The 21,938-nt window shown below is 41.4% G+C and carries 23 protein-coding genes and 1 other annotated feature (1 of these 24 cut by a window edge); of the genes, 20 read left to right on the top strand and 3 right to left on the bottom strand.

The genetic code is table 11. The features are described from left to right. Nucleotides 1-3 (top strand) — a sequence feature (ribosomal protein L21 leader region) (it extends 82 nt beyond the left edge of the window). A gap of 13 nt (nucleotides 4-16) precedes the next feature. The 7 genes from rplU (at nucleotide 17) to pheA (ending at nucleotide 4,502) form a co-directional block, all read left to right on the top strand. After that, a complete protein-coding gene (gene rplU, locus RCG19_RS03160; protein WP_166238787.1) occupies nucleotides 17-325 on the top strand; it encodes a 50S ribosomal protein L21 in 309 nt (102 codons plus the stop codon). Between the two features lie 15 nt (nucleotides 326-340). Beyond that, a complete protein-coding gene (locus RCG19_RS03155; protein ID WP_308109634.1) occupies nucleotides 341-685 on the top strand; it encodes a ribosomal-processing cysteine protease Prp in 345 nt (114 codons plus the stop codon). Then, entirely contained in the window at nucleotides 686-979 is a 294-nt protein-coding gene (gene rpmA / locus RCG19_RS03150; RefSeq protein WP_024027459.1) for a 50S ribosomal protein L27, read from the top strand. 204 nt (nucleotides 980-1,183) lie between these two features. Further along, a complete protein-coding gene (locus tag RCG19_RS03145) occupies nucleotides 1,184-1,720 on the top strand; it encodes a Spo0B C-terminal domain-containing protein (RefSeq protein ID WP_308109633.1) in 537 nt (178 codons plus the stop codon). 27 nt (nucleotides 1,721-1,747) lie between these two features. Then, nucleotides 1,748-3,037 carry a GTPase ObgE gene (gene obgE / locus RCG19_RS03140; RefSeq protein ID WP_308109632.1) on the top strand — a complete coding sequence of 430 codons (1,290 nt, stop codon included), beginning with the start codon at nucleotides 1,748-1,750 and terminating at the stop codon, nucleotides 3,035-3,037. A 33-nt stretch (nucleotides 3,038-3,070) separates the two neighbouring features. Then, the gene (locus RCG19_RS03135) at nucleotides 3,071-3,520 is read left to right on the top strand and encodes an ACT domain-containing protein (RefSeq protein WP_308109631.1); all 450 of its coding nucleotides are present in this window, start codon (nucleotides 3,071-3,073) and stop codon (nucleotides 3,518-3,520) included. A 127-nt stretch (nucleotides 3,521-3,647) separates the two neighbouring features. Next, nucleotides 3,648-4,502, top strand: coding sequence for a prephenate dehydratase (gene pheA / locus RCG19_RS03130; protein WP_308109630.1), 855 nt, complete (start codon nucleotides 3,648-3,650; stop codon nucleotides 4,500-4,502). 23 nt (nucleotides 4,503-4,525) lie between these two features. Here pheA and RCG19_RS03125 read toward each other — a convergent pair whose 3' ends face one another. Beyond that, nucleotides 4,526-5,062: a transcription repressor NadR gene (locus RCG19_RS03125; protein ID WP_308109629.1), complete on the bottom strand. Its 537-nt coding sequence runs from the start codon at nucleotides 5,060-5,062 to the stop codon at nucleotides 4,526-4,528. A gap of 213 nt (nucleotides 5,063-5,275) precedes the next feature. On the opposite strand from RCG19_RS03125, the gene safA reads away from it, so the two are divergent. The 9 genes from safA to yajC all read left to right on the top strand — a co-directional run bounded on the left by safA (nucleotide 5,276) and on the right by yajC (nucleotide 13,927). Next, nucleotides 5,276-7,018, top strand: coding sequence for a SafA/ExsA family spore coat assembly protein (gene safA, locus RCG19_RS03120; RefSeq protein ID WP_308109628.1), 1,743 nt, complete (start codon nucleotides 5,276-5,278; stop codon nucleotides 7,016-7,018). Continuing rightward, nucleotides 7,005-7,994 carry an aminoglycoside phosphotransferase family protein gene (locus tag RCG19_RS03115; RefSeq protein WP_308109627.1) on the top strand — a complete coding sequence of 330 codons (990 nt, stop codon included), beginning with the start codon at nucleotides 7,005-7,007 and terminating at the stop codon, nucleotides 7,992-7,994. Before safA ends, RCG19_RS03115 begins: the two co-directional genes overlap by 14 nt. Nucleotides 7,995-8,071: 77 nt before the next feature. Continuing rightward, nucleotides 8,072-8,764: a YhcN/YlaJ family sporulation lipoprotein gene (locus tag RCG19_RS03110; RefSeq protein WP_308109626.1), complete on the top strand. Its 693-nt coding sequence runs from the start codon at nucleotides 8,072-8,074 to the stop codon at nucleotides 8,762-8,764. 310 nt (nucleotides 8,765-9,074) lie between these two features. After that, nucleotides 9,075-9,617, top strand: coding sequence for an intercompartmental signaling factor BofC (locus RCG19_RS03105; protein ID WP_308109625.1), 543 nt, complete (start codon nucleotides 9,075-9,077; stop codon nucleotides 9,615-9,617). A 133-nt stretch (nucleotides 9,618-9,750) separates the two neighbouring features. Continuing rightward, on the top strand, nucleotides 9,751-10,362 hold the full coding sequence (gene ruvA, locus RCG19_RS03100) for a Holliday junction branch migration protein RuvA (protein ID WP_308109624.1): 612 nt from the start codon (nucleotides 9,751-9,753) through the stop codon (nucleotides 10,360-10,362). A 10-nt stretch (nucleotides 10,363-10,372) separates the two neighbouring features. Next, nucleotides 10,373-11,374: a Holliday junction branch migration DNA helicase RuvB gene (gene ruvB, locus RCG19_RS03095; protein WP_166238761.1), complete on the top strand. Its 1,002-nt coding sequence runs from the start codon at nucleotides 10,373-10,375 to the stop codon at nucleotides 11,372-11,374. Nucleotides 11,375-11,404: 30 nt separating this feature from the next. After that, nucleotides 11,405-12,433: a tRNA preQ1(34) S-adenosylmethionine ribosyltransferase-isomerase QueA gene (gene queA / locus RCG19_RS03090; protein ID WP_308109623.1), complete on the top strand. Its 1,029-nt coding sequence runs from the start codon at nucleotides 11,405-11,407 to the stop codon at nucleotides 12,431-12,433. Between the two features lie 34 nt (nucleotides 12,434-12,467). Beyond that, nucleotides 12,468-13,607, top strand: coding sequence for a tRNA guanosine(34) transglycosylase Tgt (gene tgt / locus RCG19_RS03085; RefSeq protein WP_308109622.1), 1,140 nt, complete (start codon nucleotides 12,468-12,470; stop codon nucleotides 13,605-13,607). Between the two features lie 29 nt (nucleotides 13,608-13,636). Next, complete coding sequence (yajC, locus tag RCG19_RS03080) at nucleotides 13,637-13,927, top strand: preprotein translocase subunit YajC (protein ID WP_308109621.1); 291 nt, start codon at nucleotides 13,637-13,639, stop codon at nucleotides 13,925-13,927. 36 nt (nucleotides 13,928-13,963) lie between these two features. On the opposite strand, the gene RCG19_RS03075 is transcribed toward yajC, so the two are convergent. Continuing rightward, entirely contained in the window at nucleotides 13,964-14,326 is a 363-nt protein-coding gene (locus tag RCG19_RS03075) for a TIGR04086 family membrane protein (protein ID WP_308109620.1), read from the bottom strand. Nucleotides 14,327-14,589: 263 nt separating this feature from the next. Here RCG19_RS03075 and RCG19_RS03070 point away from each other — a divergent pair, with 263 nt between their 5' ends. Beyond that, nucleotides 14,590-15,252: a DUF421 domain-containing protein gene (locus tag RCG19_RS03070; RefSeq protein WP_308109619.1), complete on the top strand. Its 663-nt coding sequence runs from the start codon at nucleotides 14,590-14,592 to the stop codon at nucleotides 15,250-15,252. 38 nt (nucleotides 15,253-15,290) lie between these two features. Here RCG19_RS03070 and spoVB read toward each other — a convergent pair whose 3' ends face one another. After that, nucleotides 15,291-16,835 (bottom strand): stage V sporulation protein B, encoded by a 1,545-nt coding sequence (gene spoVB / locus RCG19_RS03065; protein WP_308109618.1) that lies wholly within the window; start codon nucleotides 16,833-16,835, stop codon nucleotides 15,291-15,293. Between the two features lie 146 nt (nucleotides 16,836-16,981). Between spoVB and RCG19_RS03060 the strand changes: the two genes are divergently transcribed. The 3 genes from RCG19_RS03060 to ltrA all read left to right on the top strand — a co-directional run bounded on the left by RCG19_RS03060 (nucleotide 16,982) and on the right by ltrA (nucleotide 21,919). Beyond that, nucleotides 16,982-17,278, top strand: coding sequence for a post-transcriptional regulator (locus tag RCG19_RS03060; RefSeq protein WP_308109617.1), 297 nt, complete (start codon nucleotides 16,982-16,984; stop codon nucleotides 17,276-17,278). A 132-nt stretch (nucleotides 17,279-17,410) separates the two neighbouring features. Beyond that, the gene (gene secDF / locus RCG19_RS03055; protein ID WP_308109616.1) at nucleotides 17,411-19,675 is read left to right on the top strand and encodes a protein translocase subunit SecDF; all 2,265 of its coding nucleotides are present in this window, start codon (nucleotides 17,411-17,413) and stop codon (nucleotides 19,673-19,675) included. A gap of 807 nt (nucleotides 19,676-20,482) precedes the next feature. Further along, nucleotides 20,483-21,919, top strand: coding sequence for a group II intron reverse transcriptase/maturase (ltrA, locus tag RCG19_RS03050; RefSeq protein ID WP_308108194.1), 1,437 nt, complete (start codon nucleotides 20,483-20,485; stop codon nucleotides 21,917-21,919). Nucleotides 21,920-21,938: the final 19 nt, after the last annotated feature.

Genomic DNA, 21,938 nt, shown 5'->3' with positions numbered 1-21,938 from the left:
TAAGGAGGTGCAGTTCATGTACGCAATTATCGAAACTGGCGGGAAACAAGTTAAAGTCGAAGAAGGCCAAGCAATCTACATTGAGAAATTAGATGTTGAAGCTGGTGAAACAGTTACTTTTGACAAGGTTCTTTTCGTTGGCGGTGAAACTGTAAAAGTTGGAAGCCCTGTTGTTGCAGGCGCTACCGTTACAGCTAAAGTTGAAAAACAAGGCCGTGCGAAGAAAATTATTGTTTTCAAGTACAAAGCGAAGAAAAACAACCGTAAGAAACAAGGTCATCGTCAACCTTACACAAAAGTAATCATCGAAAAAATCAACGCGTAAGGTGTTGGAGAATAGATGATTGGAATTACGATTACTCGTACTGAATCCGGCGCGATTCAGTCTTTTGAAATGAGTGGCCATGCATTATTCGCTGATCGTGGGAAAGATATCGTTTGTGCAGGTGTATCTGCTGTCTCCGTTGGGGCCATTAATGCAGTACACGAGCTAACCGGTGTCACACCAGATCTTGAACACAGGGCAGATGGATTTCTCAGCTGTGTTGTCCCGGAAGAACTTCCTGAAGACACACATATGAAGATTCAGTTGATCCTTGAAGCCATGGTTGTTTCATTACGAACGATTGAAGAAGAGTACGGAAAGCACATAAAGATTACCTTCAAAAAGCAGGAGGTGGAATAAATGTTATTAAAATTAGATCTTCAGTTATTTGCATCTAAAAAAGGTGTAGGTTCTACAAAAAACGGACGTGACTCTATATCAAAGCGCCTTGGTGCTAAGCGTGCGGACGGTCAATTTGTTACTGGTGGTTCAATCCTTTACCGTCAACGCGGAACAAAGATTTACCCAGGTGAAAACGTAGGCCGCGGCGGAGACGACACTCTTTTTGCAAAAATCGACGGCGTTGTTAAATTCGAACGTTTAGGTCGTGACCGTAAACAAGTGAGCGTTTATCCAGTAGCTCAAGAAGCTTAAGGATGACATCAAAAGGAAACTCTAACCTGTTTGGTTAGAGTTTTCTTTTTGCTAACGAAAGTAAGCCTTCCCATATACCCTTCAGGAAATCTACTTCGTATAAGCTTCTTTTATGCCTCTACTAGATAAAATTGCTTACTCATGTTTATTTTTTTGATATACTAGCTTAAAACAGTGTCCAACACTTAATGTGGGAGTGTCCGTATGGGGAAAGAATGGGATATCGTTGAAGTGCTGCGGCACTCACGACATGATTGGTTAAATAAACTCCAGCTAATAAAGGGAAACTTGGATTTAAATCGAATTGACCGGGCAAAAGCAGTTATTGATGAAATTGTCATCGAAGCGCAGCATGAGACAAAGCTTTCGAATATACACATGCCAATGTTTGCCGCACTACTATTAAAATCCAATTGGGAAAATCCCTCTTTTAAACTGGAATATGAAGTATTGCTTGATTCAGAAGCGATTAAAATTGATGACGCAGGCATGACAAATTGGACAAACTCCTTTTTTTTATGTTTAAATCAGTCAATAGAGCAATTTCAAGACAACCATTTATCGATTACAATTGAACCGCAATCAGATGGTGTTCGTTTCTTTTTTGATTTTTGCGGGATAATAATTAATAAAGAACTAATTGAAAAATTCCTTGCTGAGACAACAATTGATGTTGTGGTCAAGGATTTTACAGAAAAAGAACTGACTATAGAGGTTTTTGGAAAAAGTTCATTGACATAAATGAATGTGCAAGACTGGAGGAATTAGATGTTTGTCGATCAGGTCAAGATTTATGTAAAGGGTGGGGACGGCGGCAATGGGATGGTCGCGTTTCGCCGTGAAAAGTATGTACCAAATGGTGGCCCGGCCGGTGGTGACGGTGGTAAAGGTGCTAGTGTCGTATTTGAAGTAAATGAAGGTCTAAGAACATTGATGGATTTCCGCTATAAGCGCCATTTTAAGGCAGATCGCGGTGAACATGGTATGTCCAAGGGACAGCATGGCAGAGGCTCTAAGGATATGATTGTTAAGGTACCACCTGGAACAGTTGTAATGGATGCGGATACGAAAGAGGTCATTGCTGACTTAGTGGAACATGGGCAGCAGGCAACAATAGCTAAAGGCGGCCGTGGTGGTCGTGGGAACACTCGATTCGCGACACCATCAAATCCGGCACCGGAAATTGCCGAAAATGGGGAGCCGGGACAAGAGCGTGATGTGGTTCTTGAATTAAAGCTTCTTGCTGACGTTGGTTTGGTTGGCTTCCCTAGTGTTGGGAAATCTACCTTATTATCTGTTGTTTCATCTGCAAAGCCAAAAATCGCTGAATATCATTTTACGACGATTGTTCCGAATCTGGGGATGGTGGAAACAGAAGACGGCAGAAGCTTTGTCATGGCCGACCTACCTGGGTTAATTGAGGGTGCTAGTGAAGGTGTCGGTCTTGGTCATCAATTTCTACGTCATATTGAACGGACAAGAGTGATTGTTCATGTGATTGATATGGCTGCGACAGAAGGCAGAGATCCCTATGAGGATTACCTGACCATTAATCGCGAATTAAAGGAGTATAATTTACGATTGACGGAGCGTCCGCAAATCATTGTGGCCAATAAAATGGATATGCCGGATGCCGAAGAAAACTTGCAAAAGTTTAAAGAGCAGCTTGAAGATGATTATCCAATTTTCCCTATTTCAGCTTTATCGCGTAAAGGGTTGCGCGACTTATTGTTTGCTGTGGCTGATAAAATAGAAGAAACACCGGAGTTTCCGCTTGATCATGAAGAAGAAGATACCGGAATTCATCGTGTTCTTTATAAACATGAGGCAGATCCTGAAAACTTTACGATTACAAGAGAATCTGATGGTTCGTATGTCCTTTCAGGTGAAAAACTGGAAAGATTGTTTAAAATGACAGACTTTTCTCGAGAAGAATCTGTCCGGCGGTTCTCCCGTCAGCTTCGTGGTCTTGGCGTTGATGATGCATTAAGACAACGCGGTGCTAAAGATGGGGACATCGTTAAGTTATTAGAGTTTGAATTTGAGTTTATTGAGTAGAGAGTTTTTCGTAAGAGATCGAGGTAGAGTGAAATGGATAATTTTGATAAAAAGTACTATTTGATCCGTGAAGATGTTTTGCCGGAAGCGATGAAAAAAACAATTGATGCGAAGGAAATGCTAGAACGTGGCAAGGCAGAATCAATTGCGGAGGCCGTTCAAAAGGTTGATTTGAGCAGAAGTGCCTTCTATAAATACAGGGACACTGTTTTTCCTTTTTCGACGATTCAGAAGGAAAAAATCATCTCACTCTTCTTTCATTTGGAGGATTATTCCGGAACATTGTCAAAATTGTTGAGTGTTGTAGCAGCGTCTGGTTGTAATGTCTTAACCATTCACCAAACGATTCCGCTGCAGGGCAGGGCCAATGTGACATTGTCATTAAACACATCGAATATCACAACAGATCTCGATGACTTACTTACGAACTTACGAAAACTTGAATTTGTTGAGAAGGTGGAAGTGCTGGGAACTGGTGCATAGTGGACGTTTGTCTGCTGAGGCCCGCTCTCAGCTTTCTTTTTAGAAAAATAAGACGCAAAATTTTGAAAAAGGGCAATTAAGCTGAATATGCGCTTGCTCGTTTAAATGATTGAGGAGTGGAGAGACGATGAAAGTTGGTTTTTTAGGTCCAAAAGCTACATTTACTGAACTCGCTGTGAAAAATGTCTTTCAAGGATACGAACTTAAGCCTTATCGAACGATTCCTGAAAGTATGGATGCCATTGTCGATAAAAAAGTCGATTTGGCTGTAGTTCCTGTGGAGAATGCCCTAGAAGGATCAGTGAATATTACTTTAGACTATTTAACGCATGTTGTTCAAATTCCGATTGTTGGAGAAATTACACTTCCGATTAAGCAACATTTGATGGTGCATCCTGCAAATATGGAAAAATGGGAAGAGGTGAGCGTAGTATACAGCCATTCACATGCCATTGCCCAATGTCATAAATTTCTACATACTCATTTTACAGGTGTGCCAATTGAGAGTGTCACGTCCACAGCTGCAGCAGCAAAGATGGTAATGGAAAGTCCTGGTATGAGGGCAGCGGCAATTGCCAATGAACTTGCAGCCAAGGAGTATGGTTTAGCAATCGTGGAAAAAAATATCCATGATTTTGATTATAATCATACAAGCTTTTTTGTTTTATCAGAACAGAATTTTGACTTTGAAGCAATTACCGGCTCCACGCATTACAAAACAACACTGATGGTTACTTTGCCGTCAGACCAGGCCGGTGCCCTTCATCAGGTGCTATCTGCCTTTGCATGGAGGAAACTAAATCTCTCTAAAATTGAATCAAGGCCAATGAAAACAGGGATTGGTAATTACTTTTTTATTATTGATCTCGAAATGAAGATTGACGATGTATTAATTCCCGGAGCAATAGCTGAGCTTGAGGCATTAGGCTGCGGGGTGAAGGTTTTAGGAAGCTACCCATCGACAATTGTGGCGTTGGATTAAAAAAGGACCCAATCCGGGTCCTTTTAAGATTCTAACAAGATTCCTTCTGCTTTTAGTGCGGCTTCTGCATTATTTAGTGCCCGTTCCGTCGAGGCTGAAAGGGTATGTAGATGATAGCCACCTGTAAGTTCTGATAGTAACGATGCTTTTGTTGTTTGCAGTCTCTTGAGAAATTGTTTTACTTCTTGACGGTTTGACACCATGATCGATGCCGTTAAATCGCCGTAAACAGCGTGTTCAATTTTGACATCCTTCACTAAAACGCCATGATCTACTAATAAATTCAATTCCTTTTCTGTGTCCATTGGTGTATGCCTGCAGGCAATTGTCCGTTCAAATAGAGGCATGCTGGTATTCTGTTTTAGGTACATATACCCTTGGCTTGTGGCGATAATGGGTTCACTTTTTGCCTTAAGCAGCGTAATATCCCCAACAATTACTTGCCGGCTGACATTGGTTTGTTCGGCTAATTCGCCCCCTGTAATGGGAACACTGCTTTCTTTTAATAAATGTAAAATAAACTTTCTCCGATCTTCCCCAAGAATCTTTTTCTGTTCCATATATAAAAAACGCTCCTCATAATAAGCATAATAGCTAATTTTACCATAGGAGCAGTAAAAATAAAACTTTCTCCGAAGCTTACCGTAAATCGTTTTTCCGGCAGGATAAACATAATTTTTTAAAAGATAGCATAAGTTTTTCTGAAGAATGTTAGCACTTTGCCCATGTTCACATACACTATATGGACTTATGCCATAGGAGGGGAAATCAGAGTGAAGATCCATATCGTACAGAAAGGGGATACTCTTTGGAAAATCGCCAAGAAGTACGGCGTGAATTTTGAAGAGCTGAAAAAGATGAATGCGCAGCTCAGCAACCCTGATATGATTATGCCCGGTATGAAAATAAAAGTCCCAACAACAGGTGGAACAATAAAAAAAGAAGCACCGATGGGACCAACAAAATCGGGAACGACAATCAATATGGGAGCAAAGAAAGAAATGCCAATAGCTGAGCATCCGTTTGCCAAGGAGAAGCCTATTCCAGCACCGATTAAGGAAATGCCGAAAAAAGAGGTACCGATTATCAAAGAACAACCCATCATAAAAGAACAGCCAATTATCAAAGAACAACCAATCATCAAAGAACAGCCTATTATCAAAGAACAGCCAATAATAAAAGAAGCACCTAAAGTACCCTATACTCCGAAAATGCCTCTGCAAGTAGTCCCGGAAATAGATATTAACAATTATTATATGTCCAACATGACTAATATGACTGTTCAGCCCAATCTACCACCTAAACCAGCAAATATCCTTCCCGAGATTAAAGAAGTTCCGAAAAAGGAAATTCCAGTTCCACCACCGGTACAGGAAGCACCTGTTGAGATGCCGCAGCAATATTGTGTTCCAGTAACACCGGTGATGCCAGGGCCAGGTTTCTGTCCGCCGTTTGGCGGGGGAGGTTTCCCGATGCCACAAATGATGCCACAAATGATGCCGTATCCACAGGTCCAAGGAATGGCTATGGCACCACCACAAGGAATGATTCATGGTACTCCAGGCGTTGCTCCAACAGCAGCTGGCATGCCGAGCCCATTCTACCATGATGAATCGTCATCTTTTATGCCGCAAATGCCTATTATGAACCCTGCATATCCAGGAGGTGCAATGGGAGCCGCTCAAAATCCGGCATTCCAACAGCCGATGGATCCTGCTGCTTATGGACAAATGCCATCAGGGTTTGGGGGAATGCCAGCAGGCTACGGGCAAATGCCAATGGGTTACGGAGAAATGCCACAAGGCTACGGCCAGATGCCAACGGGCTATGGAGAAATGCCGCAAGGTTTCGGAGGCCAAATGCCAACGGGCTATGGAGAAATGCCACAAGGTTTCGGAGGCCAAATGCCACAAGGTTTTGGCGGCCAAAGCCAAATGCCGACAGGTTTCGGAGAAATGCCAGGAGGTTACCCTGGGGCAGGACCAACGGGTTACCCAATGGCAGGGACTAATGTAGGTGGTTTCCCTAGTCAAAATCCGGCGGAATTTGCTCAAACAGCACCCGTAATGCCTGGCACAATGTACGGGAACCCTGAGATGGCAAGTCCCTACGGGATGGGACCCACCGCCGCCACGCCATATGGTTATCCACAAATGGGCGGACCGGTAATGGGGCAACCCATGGGCTTTGAATCATCAGATCTAGTTTCACCTGCGGCCTACGGCCAAATGCCATACATGCAAAACATGCAAGCACAGGGGGGATTACCTGTAGGAACTGGTGCAATGGGTGATTGCGGCTGCGGCCCAGCACCTTCTATGGGTGTCATGCAACCGGCTGCGGCAGCACCAAATGCTGAGCCGATGAATTTTGTCCCACCTACACCGCCAATATACAGCGCACCTTATATGGGGCCTGTCAATGTTGCTCAGCCCCCATATATGAATCCATATGGAATGGGGCCTGGTGGAAATAATCCTTACGGTATGCCAGGGTACCGAGATGAAAGCAATTAATAGGTCAGTTAACCAAAAAGGAGACGATGATTATTTTGATCGTCTCTTCTCTTATTTTCAGTCGCAGTTTTATGAAGAAATCATTGAGTTTTCTCTTTTACGAAATTCTGTTTTTTTATTAATGACTGACAAACATACTTACATTCTCAAAGGGTATCATTCCAATAACAAACTAAAGATCCAGGAGGCATTTACCACAACCCTAAGGAAAGAAGGATTTAGACAAACGTATAGATTTTTAACTCCTTCTGTAAAGGAACAGCTATTTTTTGAAGGAACCTACTTTGGTTGTATCGAATACATTTACCCTCATAGAACAGCTTTTACTTTTCAATCACAGAAAAACCGTCAAGAAGGGATTGACCTTTTAGAACAATTTCACCAAACTACGGCAACATTTGAAACCCGCTATCGCACATTGATCCCAAGAGGTCATCTAGTAGAAAAATGGACAGAGCGGCTCCATATTTTTTCCAATCATCTCCCCTTTCTAAAATATTTTATAAACGATCCATTTATCTCTGAAATGATATCATGGGGGGAATGGTCATTAGCGGGGATGGAAAAGCACCGCAGCTTTTTTAAACAAGAGCCTTTAGTGATCCTCCACGGAGATGTAGCCCATCATAATTTTTTACGTGATAAAAATGGAAAGTTACATTTAATTGATTTTGATTTAATTAGTGTCGGTCCCCCGTCATTTGATTATGTACAATATGCCAATAGAATTTTGCCATTTATTGACTGGTCATTTGGAAAACTTTCTGGGTTAAAGCAGATGCGCTGCTATTTACAGGAGGAAGCATTTTTATATGCCTTAGCCTACCCCGCTGATGTTTTTCGTGAATGGAACCGATTGATTCGCGAAAAATTGTATACCGATCAGATAAAATTGAGGCAGGTAATGGATTTATCCCTCAGTCAGTTTTACTCCAGGAAAACGTTTATTGACCAGTTACAGGAAAAAGTGAAATGAATGAAATACCCTCGAAATTAACAAGCTATACATGAGCATGTTTTAAATGCTCAGATTGTTACGAGGGGGTTTTTCGCTTGAACAAAAAACAGTGGATGATTCCTCTGTCCGCATTCTTTCTGATAGGTGCGGCGGGATGTGCAAGTGATAATAATCGTGCAGGGGTGAATGAAAAAAACAATCTAGCACGGCCAATCGGATATTACTCCAATGAAAACCACCCTAATAATGGTAACGAGTTAATCAGGGATAATGATGGTGCAATCACGGAAATGATGGATCACACGCTTGGGGACGAGGATCAGGTCATTAACGAAGAAAATAGTCGGCAAATACAAACCAGAGACGAAAACGGAAATCCTAAAAATCCCACGACCCCGTTAGCCAAGAAGGATCGCAACTTTTTCCAACGTGATAATCGGTTTAGCACGAGTGATATGAATTATCACGGTCATTTGAGTACAAATATGGGAAATACCGGAGTGGCGACAAATCCGAATTTCCAAGATGATTTTTCTAATAAAATTCGAAACAAAGTAGCGGCGATCCATAATGTTCAAGATGTACGATCTGTTGCTTACGGAAATACTGTCATTGTTTCGGTGAAATTACAGGATAATAGTAAAGCAGCTGATACAAAAAGAGCCATAAAGAATGCGGTGAAACCTTATGCAAAAGGAAGAGAAGTAACCGTCTTCACGGATGAAGGCGCCATTGGCCGTGACCGGAATACTGAAAATGATATTCAGCGAAACAAGGGTGGAAGATAATTAGATAAGTGGAAGCGCCTTAACGACTAGAGCAGGACAAAAGGGTAAAGCATACGCGGCTTTGCCCTTTTTTTCGACTTTTAGAATTGTCTAGCTTCAGTGCCCAGCGGCTAGTAGACTTCGCTCATCTCCCTACGATAAGTCAACATCGAATCGCTAACGCTCTTCGTGTTTCCTTTATCTCAGTCGAAGCGCTCCAGTCTATACGCCGCTAAACGGGCACTTCAGCTTTTCGTGGATAAAAAGGCAAAATAAGGCTAAACTAGGATCGTAAAGATTGTTCAATTTTTAACAATAAGAGGTGAGTAACATGAGGGTCAGCTGGATAGCGATGAACCGGCTTTTACTAGCCGTAACTGCTGTTATTCTCTTCATGTTTATCGGCAGTGCCCCCCGAATGTTGATGTACGGCGCTGCTGCACAACAGGATAATCATCGAGCACAGCCACTTACAATGACGGTCATTTTAGAAAGGGTCTATCTTGATGGTGAAATTAGTCAGGAAGTCATTCACGAGACAAGTTGGTCAATGGAGAATTTTTGGGCAAAATATGACCAGTGGCAGCTTACAGATATTGATGAATCGACCTTTGTTTTTCGACAACAAGTAGATGATATATCACCATTGCTGAAAGCAAATGGATTTTTTGGTGTGACGGAGGATGGGATATTGACCATCTTTAATGGAAGACCTGGTCAATCCCGAATCATTCAATCTTTTTTTCAAATAGATATTTTGAAGCTTGAAAGCAAAAAACAGGAAGAACTGATTAAAGGTATCCCGATAAAGTCAAAGGACCAGTACGTTCAAGTTTTAGAAACATTTAAGCCATATTCCGTAAAAAAAGAATAGAAGAATAAGTTAAACGGACTGATTTCAATACATCAGCCTGTTTTTTTTGCTAAAATCAATAGGCGAATTCTTCAACTCCCTTAAATTTGTATGGTAGAATGGAATTTAGTGAAACTTTGGGGAGAGAAATAGATTGTATGAATTTATAAAAGGAACTGTAGAGTTTGTAGGTCCGGAGTATATTGTTATTGAAAATAACGGGATTGGCTTTCAAATTGCCACGCCGAATCCGTTTATTTATACCGGTAAAATGGAAACACTGGTAACGGTGTTTACCTATCACTACGTTCGCGAAGACATTTTGGCTCTTTACGGCTTTGAAACAAGAGAAGAGAAGAGGCTGTTTACAAAACTATTAAATGTTTCTGGGATTGGGCCAAAAGGAGCACTCGCTATCCTAGCTTCCGGAGAGGTTCAGCAAGTGGTCGCAGCAATTGAGAATGAAGATGAAAGCTTCTTGGTGAAATTCCCTGGCGTGGGTAAAAAGACGGCACGGCAAATGATTCTTGACTTAAAAGGAAAATTGCAGGATATTGTGCCGGATTACTTCCCGAACCTATTTAATGCCGATACATTTCAGCAATCAACGGCAGCAAGTCATGTAGCCTTTGATGAAGCAATGCTTGCATTAAAGGCACTAGGCTATTCGGAAAAGGAAATTAAAAAGATTTCACCTGAACTAAGAAAAGAACAGCTTTCGACCGATCAATACATTAAAAAAGCCCTCCAGCGGCTTTTAAAATAGGTGATAATTCATGGATGAGCGGATTATTTCTAGTGAAGTGAACGAAAGTGAGATTAGTATTGAACAAAGTCTCAGACCTCAAACCTTAAAACAATATATTGGCCAAAATCAGGTCAAGGAAAACCTTGAAATTTTTATTCAGGCAGCAAGGCTTCGCAAGGAAACGTTAGACCACGTACTCCTTTATGGACCACCTGGACTAGGGAAGACCACATTAGCCGTTATTATTGCCAATGAAATGGGTGTGAATATTCGAACCACCTCTGGTCCAGCCATTGAAAGGCCTGGTGATTTAGCAGCGATTCTAACGGCCTTAGAGCCTGGAGATGTGTTGTTTATTGATGAAATTCACCGGCTGCAAAGGACAATTGAAGAGGTACTTTATCCGGCGATGGAGGACTTTTGCCTTGATATTGTGATTGGCAAGGGACCAAGTGCCAGGTCCGTTCGTCTCGACCTCCCGCCGTTTACACTTGTCGGCGCAACAACGAGGGCAGGCTCCTTATCAGCCCCGTTACGGGACAGATTTGGAGTTTTAAGCCGGCTCGAGTATTATAAAGAAGATCAGTTAAAAAATATTGTCATCAGAACAGCCGAGTTGTTCGGAACAGAAATTGATATACCGTCTGCCGCCGAAATTGCCAGGAGAGCAAGGGGAACTCCAAGGATTGCCAATCGTCTCCTTCGCAGGGTGAGAGATTTTGCCCAAGTTAGGGGAAATGGTACAATTGACCTTGCCCTTGCAAGAGAGGCACTTGAACTGCTCCAGGTCGACCGACTTGGACTTGATCATATTGACCATAAACTTTTAAAGGGAATTATCGAAAAATTCCGTGGCGGACCTGTTGGCCTAGATACCATTGCCGCTTCCATTGGCGAAGAATCTGAAACCATTGAAGATGTGTATGAACCGTATTTATTGCAAATAGGCTTCCTGCAAAGAACACCGCGCGGCAGGATAGTTACAGCGGCTGTGTACCAGCACTTTGGCATGGAGATCCCTGCCCCGTAAACATTTTATAACAGATTAGGATGTCATAACATGAAAGTAGATTTATTTGATTTTCACTTACCTGAAGAATTAATTGCACAAGTTCCACTTAAAAATCGGACGGACAGTCGATTAATGGTGTTGAATAAACAAACAGGCGAGATCAAGCATGAAGTATTTAAAGATATTACCAAGTATTTGCGTGAAGGGGATTGCCTTGTCTTAAATGACACCAAGGTATTACCCGCACGCCTTTTTGGTGTGAAAGAGGATACCGGTGCTAAAATTGAAGTCCTTTTATTGAAACAACTTGAAGGCGATCAGTGGGAAACACTTATCAAACCGGCTAAGCGAGTGAAGGAAGGAACCAAGCTAGTTTTTGGTGACGGCCTTTTGACAGCGGTTTGCACCGCGACAGAGGACCATGGTGGTAGAATATTGGATTTCAATTACGAAGGCATCTTTTACGAAGTACTTGACCAATTGGGGGAAATGCCGCTGCCACCGTACATAAAAGAGCAATTAGATGATCGTGATCGGTATCAGACAGTCTACGCACGCGAACCAGGTTCAGCGGCAGCCCCAACAGCAGGACTCCATTTTACTGAGGGGTTGCTTCAGGAATTAAAAGAACTGGGTGTTCATATCGCCTTTATTACACTCCATGTGGGGCTTGGTACTTTCCGTCCTGTAAGTGTCGATGATGTCCTTGAGCATGATATGCATTCCGAATTTTATACGGTAACAGATGGAACAGCCCGCTTACTAAATGAGGTAAGAAGTAATGGTGGTAGAATTATTACTGTCGGGACCACTTCGACGAGAACCTTGGAGACCATTGCCTCCCAAAATGATGGGAAATTCACTGAAGGAAGCGGCTGGACAAGTATTTTTATTTATCCGGGGTATGAATTTAAGGCAATTGATGGCATGATTACCAATTTTCATTTGCCTAAATCAACCTTAATCATGCTTGTTAGTGCTTTGGCGGGTAGAGAGAATATTTTGCATGCCTATAATACGGCTGTGGAGGAACGCTATCGATTTTTCAGCTTTGGCGATGCGATGTTCATCATCTAAAGGAGCGTCGCAACATTAGGAAGGAGACAACAATTTGACAGCAATTCGCTATGAATTAATAAAAACATGTAAACAAACGGGGGCTAGGCTTGGCCGTGTTCACACGCCGCATGGTTCCTTTGATACTCCGGCGTTTATGCCAGTCGGAACCTTGGCGACCGTGAAAACGATGTCGCCCGAAGATTTAAAAGAAATGGGTGCCGGGATTATATTAAGCAATACCTATCATTTGTGGCTTCGCCCGGGACATGAGATTATCAGGGAAGCAGGCGGCCTGCATAAATTCATGAATTGGGATCGTGCAATCTTAACCGATTCTGGCGGATTCCAAGTGTTCAGTTTAAGTGAATTCCGTAAAATTGAAGAAGAGGGCGTTCATTTCCGCAACCATATGAGTGGTGAGAAATTATTTTTATCACCTGAAAAAGCGATGGAAATTCAAAATGCCCTTGGCTCTGATATCATGATGTCCTTTGATGAGTGCCCGCCATTTCCGGCAACATTTGAATATATGAAGAAGTCGGTCGAACGGACATCGAGATGGGCTGAACGTTGCTTAAAGGCGCATGAGCGTACGAACGATCAGGGGTTATTTGGAATTGTCCAAGGTGGAGAATATGAAGAGCTTCGTAAACAAAGTGCGCGTGACCTTACTTCCCTTGATTTCCCAGGGTATGCTATTGGTGGTTTATCCGTTGGAGAGCCAAAGGATATCATGAACCGGATGCTAGAATTTACGACACCGCTCTTACCATCTAATAAGCCTCGCTACCTTATGGGTGTGGGGTCGCCTGACTCGTTAATTGATGGCTCGATTCGCGGAATCGATATGTTTGACTGTGTTCTGCCAACGCGAATTGCCCGCAATGGGACATTAATGACAAGTGAAGGGCGTCTTGTGGTGAAAAATGCAAAATTTGCGAAAGATTTTGGTCCGCTTGATCCTGAATGCGATTGCTATACATGCCGAAATTATAGCAGAGCCTATATCCGGCATTTGATAAAATGTGATGAAACATTTGGAATAAGATTAACGTCTTACCATAATCTCTATTTTCTGTTAAGATTAATGGAGAAAGTCAGACAAGCTATTATGGAAGACCGGCTTGGTGATTTCCGTGAAGAGTTTTTTGAACGTTATGGTTTTAATAAACCGAACGCGAAAAATTTCTAATAGATACTTTTTGAAAGGAGGGAAACAAGATGCAAGGTTTGGGTACAATCGTTCCATTAATATTAATGTTTGTGTTATTTTATTTCCTATTGATTCGTCCGCAACAAAAGCGCCAAAAAAAGGTTCAAAGTATGCAGAACGAATTGAAAAAGGGTGATAAAATCGTCACGATTGGTGGTTTACATGGTTTTATCGACTCGCTTGATGATAATAAAGTCGTGATTAAATGTGGAGACGGCAGTCGTCTTACATATGACCGCAATGCTATTCGTGAAGTCACAGAAGCTGGCGCCGGTGAAGGGGTTAGTCTATCAAAGTAATAAATTAAGGAAGCCATTTTGCATGGCTTCCTTTTTCTATGCTGATCGTCGGGAATTATTTGTGGCGATATTCACTCCTAAAATGCCACCCATCATCGCGATTAAGGTATAGCAGGTATGATAAATGACTTGTTCCGCGTCAAATAAGCGGTCAAACCCAAGATATTGAAATAAAAATACTACGAATGAGTAAATGAGCCCTGTTATTCCACCAATAAGCCAGCCTCTTTCTTTTCGCTTTCCTCCTGAAAGAAAACCGCCCCCAAAAAGTCCAATGAATGATAAAGCCGTAATGACATACTGAACCGAGCCTTCCCGAGCTGACGTAAATCTGAGAATAAAAGCAAAAATAAGGCTGCAAATTACAGCAAAAGCAAAAATAAAAATTAATCCGTACAAAATGGATGTACCAAAGCTTTTCGATTCGATTTTAACTCTCCCCCTTCAAAGCTTTAGGCCTGTGTGATAGGTAGTTCATTGACTGTGGGCCGGGCCTAACATGCAAGTTTCTTTCCTAGTACAAGCGTATTCAAGGCGGACAAAAAGTAGAATAAAAATTTCTCAATTTTACTGGCTTCCAAAGGTTATGGAATTTAATTCCTCTCATTTTTCATTCAGCAATACAAACAATAAATTTGAATGTAAAAAAAGGGGCGACAGCTGTGTCAGATTATTTCACGATTGTGTTTCGAACTTTGTTTTTCTATTTACTAATCCTTGTTATTTTTCGGTTAATGGGGAAAAGGGAAATTGGTGAATTAAGCATCCTAGATCTTGTCGTTTTCATCATGATTGGTGAAATGGCGGTTGTGTCGATTGAAAAAGTTCATTCCCCGTTGTTTCATACCATTCTGCCCATGGTGCTCTTAATGCTTGTTCAGGTCTCACTCGCACTCCTTTCACTAAAAAGTAAAAAATTTCGAGACATGGTTGATGGCCGACCGAGTATTATTATTAATCGCGGAAAGATTGATGAACATGCAATGCGGAAGCAGCGGTACAATTTTGATGATTTAATGACACAGCTTCGCGAGAAGGATATTCGCAGTATTGCAAATGTGGAGTTTGCCATCTTAGAATCATCTGGAAGTCTATCTGTCATTGAAAAGTTGAAAAGCAGTAAAGAAGATGGGAAACAGGGGGATATTACGATTCCATTAATATTAGATGGTAATATTGAAGAGGAAAATTTGAAAAGGATAAATAAAACAAATCTTTGGCTTCGCCAAGAATTGAAAAAAAAGGGCTATCGAGATGTAAAGAAGATTTCCTTTTGCAGTTACGAAAATGGGAAGTTCTTCATTGATTTACAGGATGAATACTAAGAAGACACGCTTAAAATCAGCCTGTCTTCTTTTTTACTTTAAAATAGATGGCCAATCCACGGAATCCGGCTTAGCTCATCCTTTTTAATTAGGCGGAATCCAACTAACATGATGAAATAGGTTACGGCCATTGCGGTTGCTGCCGTTAGTACTCTTAGTACTAGGTGGCCATTTACCAAGACATTCTCGAAGATCCAATACCCTAACCAACCGGATCCCCCCATCACTAGAAATCCTTTCAGATAGTCGCGGACATAAATTGAAAAGGCGACTTTTTTCAATACGGTAGCAAAGTGAAGAATCGTGACCAAGACAAAGCCGACAAGAATTCCAAGCGCTACCCCTGTAATTCCGAAGCCGGGCTGGGAAGCAAGTAAAAAAATAACAGCTGTTTTGACTACGGCACCAATGAGGCTATTGATCATCGCCGCTCTAGCAAGGTTTAATGCTTGTAAAACAGCTTGCAGTGGACCTTGATAATAATAAAACAAAAAGAATGGGGCCATGATACGGATAAAATAGGCGCCTTTAGTAGAGCCATACATAAGCTGCATGAGCGGGTCCGCCAATACATAGAGAACGATAACAGCTAGTCCGCCAGTTAAAAAAACAAAACGTAATGCCTGCTGCAGGCGGTATTCAATTAATTTTTGATTATTTTTGGAATTAGCTTCGCTGATGGCTGGGACAAGTGATGTCGATAATGAAAAGGTAATAAATGATGGCAGCATTAACAGCGGCATGGCATAGCCGGTTAGTGACCCATACTGTTTTGTTGCATTGACAGCAATGACGCCGGCAATTGCCAGACTGTGGGCAACGACAATAGGCTCAAAAAACCAAGCAATTGAACCAATCATCCTGCTCCCCATTGTGGGCAGGGCTATCTCCATTAATTCTTTGAATGTTCGCTTGCCTTTATGAACATATTGAAAGAAATTCTTTCTGACCCTAAATCGCTTCTTTAATTTAAATGTGGTTACTAAATAAATGAGTGAAAGTAATTCACCTAAGACTGAGGCCCCCATTGCTGCTGCAGCTGCATATTCTACTCCATATGGCAGAAAGGTTTTTGTTGCAGTAGCAATTAAGGTTATTCTGACAACTTGCTCTAAAATCTGCGAAAGAGCCGATGGGCGCATATTTTGTTTTCCTTGGAAGTAACCCCTAATGACTGAGGAAACAGCGATAATCGGCAATGCCGGTGCAATGGCAATCAATGGCCAATACGTCCTTTGATCCGTAAACAATGTTGTCGATAAAATGGGTGCAAGTAAGAATAAGGCAGGCGTAATAATGGCCGATAATCCCACAGTGATTGCGAGGGAAACAACTAGGATTTTTTTGATTTCAGCATAATCCCTTCTGGCTTCCGCCTCGGCAATATTTTTCGAAATGGCTACCGGAAGTCCTAATTGCGTGATGGTTACCATTAGAATAAACGTTGGATATGCCATCATATATAAGCCGACGCCTTCTTCACCAATACTGCGTGCAAGGACAATGCGATAAATAAAGCCAAGCACTCTTGTGACGAAACCGGCAACTAATAGGATAAAAGTCCCCTTTAAAAACTTTGACATGCAGTTTCCCACCTTCTCAAAAAAGAAGAATTCATTTACAATTAACTATATGCCTAATAGTGGACAAAGCATGACAAGTAGGTAAAGCTTTTTGCAATAGGTCCATTCATTAGGAATAGCAGATGGCCCCTGAGGAGGAAAATAGGATGGGTAATAGCAACAAATACGAACATTTTCGCACCCAAGTACAACCGGCATGTGCAAGTAAACTTGCGGAATTTCGATTGCTAGGGATTGATTCTGTAACTGAAAAGGAGTTTTGGGAGTACCTGGTGAAGAAAAAGTGGAAAAAAGAAAATGATGAAAAGCTGCTTTACCAATTGATTCAAGAAATTCTTTCTGTAAAGGCAAGTGATTACATCAGCTTTGCAACGATTGAGGCATATAAAACTGCGGAGTTCTCGATGGAGGATGAAGCGGAATTAAAAGAGTTATTGAAATAATACCATCATTTTTCAAATTGACAGCTATTCCTACTTATTCCATAATGGAAGCAGTGACTTTTCGTTATTTTTACAATATGGCTAAGGATGTAACAGTGCAATTGCACAGGCACTAAGGAGGAACAATACATAATGGTAAAGCGCAGTCGAATTATTGCTTTCTTACTTGTGATCCTAATTGTTGGGAGCACAATGGGAGCAACAGCTAAAAACATTTTAAACAATATTAAGCTTGGTCTAGACCTTCAAGGCGGATTTGAGGTATTGTACGAGGTTAAGCCAGCGAAAAAGGGTCAAAAGATTGACAAAGATGTTTTGGCAAGTACAGCCGAAGCCCTTGATAAGCGGATTAACGTCCTCGGCGTAAGTGAGCCGAACATCCAAATCGAGGGGAATAACAGGATTCGTGTACAGCTTGCAGGGGTTAAAGATCAGAATAAGGCCCGCGAAATCTTATCCACACAGGCTAACTTAACGTTCCGTGACGCCAATGACAAGCTCAAGATGGATGGCACGGACTTAAAGCAAGGTGGAGCGAAGCAAACCTTTGATGAAAATGGCGCACCAAGTGTTTCCTTAACATTAAAGAGTGCTGATAAGTTCCGTAAAGTTTCAGAAGAAATTATGAATATGAGACCAAACAATTTACTTGTTATTTGGCTTGATTTTGAAGAAGGAAAAGACTCCTTTAAAAGTGAAATAAGTAAACCGGAGCCAAAATATTTATTGGCTCCAACCGTAAATCAAATTTTTAATCAGAATACCGTTTCCATTGTCGGAAGCTTTACAGCGCAAGAAGCTCAGACCTTGGCTTCCCTTTTAAATGCTGGTTCGTTACCGGTAAAGCTTAAGGAAGTATACTCTACATCTGTGGGAGCTAAATTCGGGGCACAGGCATTAAATGAAACAATCTTGGCTGGTATTATCGGTGTTGCCGTCATTTATTTATTTATGCTTTTCTATTATCGTTTTCCTGGATTTATTGCTACTGTTACGCTATCGATCTATATTTATTTAGTTTTATTAATTTTCGATTGGATGAATGGGGTCCTGACGTTGCCGGGAATCGCCGCGATTATTCTCGGGGTCGGTATGGCTGTCGATGCCAACATCATTACCTATGAACGGATTCGAGAGGAACTAAAGGTTGGTAAATCGATAAAATCAGCCTTCCAGGCCGGTGAGAAGAATGCCTTTACATCGATTCTTGACTCTAACTTAACAACCATCCTTACTGCGGGTGTGCTTTTCTTCTACGGGACAAGCTCTGTAAAAGGGTTTGCGACGATGTTAATTATCAGTATCTTAATGAGCTTTTTAACTGCTGTTTACGGGTCACGGCTATTATTGGGACTATGGGTTCATAGTGGATTTCTAAATAAAAAGCCAGGCTGGTTCGGTGTGAAGCAGTCGAAGATTCACAACATTGCTGAAAATTTTGATACATTAGACCTCCCAACTCGTTTTGACAAGCTTGATTTTGTGAAACATAGAAAGACATTCTTTGGGATATCAGGGGTTCTCCTCGTAGCTGGATTAATTGTGTTAATCGTATTACGTTTAAACCTGGCAATTGATTTCACTAAGGGAACACGTGTCGAAGTATTATCAAATACACCATTGACAACTGAACAAGTAAAAGCTGCTTTTACTGAACATCATTTGGATACAGACGACATTGTCTTATCTGGTGATAATAAGAACCGAGCGTCCGCACGCTTCGTTGATGTTCTTTCGAAAAAGGAAATTGCTAAATTAAAGGCAGATTTTAAAAAGGAATTTGGTTCAGAGCCAAATGTTAGTACCGTTTCCCCGACAGTGGGGAAGGAATTAGCAAAAAATGCATTTAAGGCACTATTAATTGCTTCAATTGGGATTATTATTTATGTCAGTTTCCGTTTTGAATTATCAATGGCGATTGCCGCAATTATATCCTTGCTGCACGATGCCTTCTTTATGGTAGCCTTTTTCAGTCTCACAAGACTTGAAGTAGACCTTACGTTTATTGCAGCAGTCTTAACGATTGTCGGTTATTCCATTAATGACACCATCGTTACATTCGACCGAATGCGCGAGAACATGCATAAGAAGAAGCGTCTTAAAACGAAAGAAGATATTGCGGATGTATTAAATACAAGTATCCGCCAAACATTAACCCGTTCTTTAAATACAGTGTTAACGGTTTTAATAACAGTTGTTGCCTTAATTATCTTTGGCAGCGAATCGATTCGTAATTTCTCCATTGCCTTGTTTGTCGGCTTGATGGTAGGTGTTTATTCCTCCATCTGTATTGCAGGCCCGCTATGGTATGTGATGAAAACACGCGAGCTTAAAAAGAAAGGCGTCATTAAAACGGTCAAAGAGAAAAGAAAATACTCAGATCAGCCACAAGTGTAACGAAATGCGGAAGCGCCTTGCTCAGGGGCGACAGGCATAAGACGAGGGCGAGAAGGTTGTACTTTAACCTTCTTGACTGATTGGCTTATGACCCCGAGCCCCTAGGCGCTGTAGCTGAACACTAATTTTTTAACCGCAGATCCTCTGCGGTTTTTCTTTGTGCGACAGGCAGTCGTACCTTGTGCAGTAGAACTGCACTGAATGAGTTGTTAAAGGTTGGAGTACGTTATTGCGATAAACACGGCTCCCGAATCCTAGAAGACTCGTTTTCCCGAAGGTGAAAATCCTTCCACTAGAGTGCTGATACAACTAGTGAAGACTAATCTAGGGCATCACCGTGAGGTGATGTCTGAAGGAGATGCGGACAATCGAGAGACCCGCAGTCGGATAAGCAGACCCAAATGCAATAAGTGTGAAGCACGGCGGCAGGGTAAGTTGGCGACTATGCGAATATAATGGGAAGCCCACTATAACATTAGTGGTCTCTATACCAATGAATCAGCCGGATAGAGGCAATTTATCAAGTGATGGTGCTGGGTATGTTTAGAAGGAAGGTGCGATGACCCCGTGAGGTCTCCATTCCAACCCAAAGGGACATCTACCTATAAGGGTAATCCGAAATGCTAGATGTGAATGGAGAAGTCAGACGTTCTCATAGTACGGAAGTAGTGTATGGACTAAACCATGCATGAACGGAAGGGGAACGACCTTGTGGCTCCACATCTGTAAAGATGTGTAATGTTAACAGAAAACGATACCTCGGTATAAACGAACTGAATGTACACAATGAAGGGTGCGGAATATGTAATGAATCATACGTTAAAATTCAAATGGCATAGTATTTATGGACAAATACTTTTCGACAGAAGGCTAAAAGCTGCTTGGGAAAAGGTAGAAGCCAACAACGGGTCAGGTGGTATTGATGGCGAAACAATTGACAGCTATAGATATCACTTAGATGAAAATCTGGACTCGCTTCTACAGAGACTGAGAAATAAAGAGTATAAGCCGTCACCAGTAAGAAGACATTATATTCCTAAGAAAAATGGCAAAAAGCGACCCTTAGGCATTCCGAATATTGAAGATAGAATTGTCCAACAGGCAATAGTAAATGTACTTCAGCCGAAATTCGAAAGGGATATCTTTCACAAATGGTCATGTGGATACAGACCAAATGTTGGTGCAGAACGTGTCCTGCAAATAATCATGGCGAATATCGAACAAGGATATAATTACATCTTCGATGCAGATATTAAAGGCTTTTTCGATAATATCCCACATAAGAAGCTGATGAGAGTATTAAATAAATACATCGCAGATGGTACAGTGTTAGATATGATTTGGTTGTGGCTAAAAGCTGGTTATATGGAAGAAGGTAAATTTCACTCAACAGATACCGGCACTCCGCAAGGAGGGGTTATTTCTCCGTTACTAGCGAACGTATATTTAAATGAGCTTGATTGGATCTGGGCTGAAAACAATATTCGTTTTGTAAGATTCGCCGATGACTTTTTGTTATTCGCAAAAACCAAAGAAGACATAAAGAGAGCGGCAGATATTACGAAAAGGAAATTAGCCGAACTTGGGTTGGAACTTGCAACGGAGAAAACAAAATTTGTAAACTTCGATGATGATGACTTTGACTTTATGGGATTCACTTTCGAACACTGGAGAAAACGCAAGAAGGATGGTAAGCCATACTATATAGCTAAACCGAAAGAATCAACTTGGAATGATTTTCGCCAGAAAATCAAAGTCAAGACGAAGAAAACACTCACTCTGAGTAAGGAAAAGTGGATTGAGTATGTTAACCCAGTGATTCGAGGAAAAGTAAACTATTTTCTCAATATTTATAAAGCAATTAAGGCAAATGAAGAACACGGATTTAACAGTTCATGCTTCTTTAAAGCATTTGGGAAAGAACTACTTGCGATAGATGGCTATATTCGACAAAGGTTAAGAGTAGCCATGATTCACAAACACCCTAGCCAAAGAAAAGGTCATGCGATGAAAACAAAATGGAATAATGAGTTCTTTGCTATTATTGGACTTATCCCTTCATACTGGTATTACTACCACAAGATATATGGCTTTTCTCTAGAAAGTTACATTCTTCGAATGAAAGAAAAGCAAAAGAAAGAACAGGAAAGACGAATCCTAAAGGCAAAAGAAAAGGGTCAAGAGTATTATACTCCTGACCGTGTCCGCAAAATGAAATATGCTCAAAGATTGGCAACGTATTGACCATTTGTAACACATTGGT

Origin of the sequence: Neobacillus sp. OS1-2 (genome assembly GCF_030915505.1) — a bacterium.
Lineage (GTDB): Bacteria > Bacillota > Bacilli > Bacillales > Cytobacillaceae > Neobacillus.
Note: the sequence above shows the minus strand (reverse complement) of the source record. Positions and strands in the feature narration are given on the sequence as shown.

Excerpts from the sequence above, each read along its gene's own strand:
- rplU (WP_166238787.1), top strand. The coding sequence starts at position 17 with ATGTACGCAATTATCGAAACTGGCGGGAAACAAGTTAAAGTCGAAGAA.
- RCG19_RS03155 (WP_308109634.1), top strand. The coding sequence starts at position 341 with ATGATTGGAATTACGATTACTCGTACTGAATCCGGCGCGATTCAGTCT.
- rpmA (WP_024027459.1), top strand. The coding sequence starts at position 686 with ATGTTATTAAAATTAGATCTTCAGTTATTTGCATCTAAAAAAGGTGTA.
- RCG19_RS03145 (WP_308109633.1), top strand. The coding sequence starts at position 1,184 with ATGGGGAAAGAATGGGATATCGTTGAAGTGCTGCGGCACTCACGACAT.
- obgE (WP_308109632.1), top strand. The coding sequence starts at position 1,748 with ATGTTTGTCGATCAGGTCAAGATTTATGTAAAGGGTGGGGACGGCGGC.
- RCG19_RS03135 (WP_308109631.1), top strand. The coding sequence starts at position 3,071 with ATGGATAATTTTGATAAAAAGTACTATTTGATCCGTGAAGATGTTTTG.
- pheA (WP_308109630.1), top strand. The coding sequence starts at position 3,648 with ATGAAAGTTGGTTTTTTAGGTCCAAAAGCTACATTTACTGAACTCGCT.
- RCG19_RS03125 (WP_308109629.1), bottom strand. The coding sequence starts at position 5,062 with ATGGAACAGAAAAAGATTCTTGGGGAAGATCGGAGAAAGTTTATTTTA.
- RCG19_RS03115 (WP_308109627.1), top strand. The coding sequence starts at position 7,005 with ATGAAAGCAATTAATAGGTCAGTTAACCAAAAAGGAGACGATGATTAT.
- RCG19_RS03105 (WP_308109625.1), top strand. The coding sequence starts at position 9,075 with ATGAGGGTCAGCTGGATAGCGATGAACCGGCTTTTACTAGCCGTAACT.
- ruvB (WP_166238761.1), top strand. The coding sequence starts at position 10,373 with ATGGATGAGCGGATTATTTCTAGTGAAGTGAACGAAAGTGAGATTAGT.
- queA (WP_308109623.1), top strand. The coding sequence starts at position 11,405 with ATGAAAGTAGATTTATTTGATTTTCACTTACCTGAAGAATTAATTGCA.
- yajC (WP_308109621.1), top strand. The coding sequence starts at position 13,637 with ATGCAAGGTTTGGGTACAATCGTTCCATTAATATTAATGTTTGTGTTA.
- spoVB (WP_308109618.1), bottom strand. The coding sequence starts at position 16,835 with ATGTCAAAGTTTTTAAAGGGGACTTTTATCCTATTAGTTGCCGGTTTC.
- RCG19_RS03060 (WP_308109617.1), top strand. The coding sequence starts at position 16,982 with ATGGGTAATAGCAACAAATACGAACATTTTCGCACCCAAGTACAACCG.
- secDF (WP_308109616.1), top strand. The coding sequence starts at position 17,411 with ATGGTAAAGCGCAGTCGAATTATTGCTTTCTTACTTGTGATCCTAATT.
- ltrA (WP_308108194.1), top strand. The coding sequence starts at position 20,483 with ATGAATCATACGTTAAAATTCAAATGGCATAGTATTTATGGACAAATA.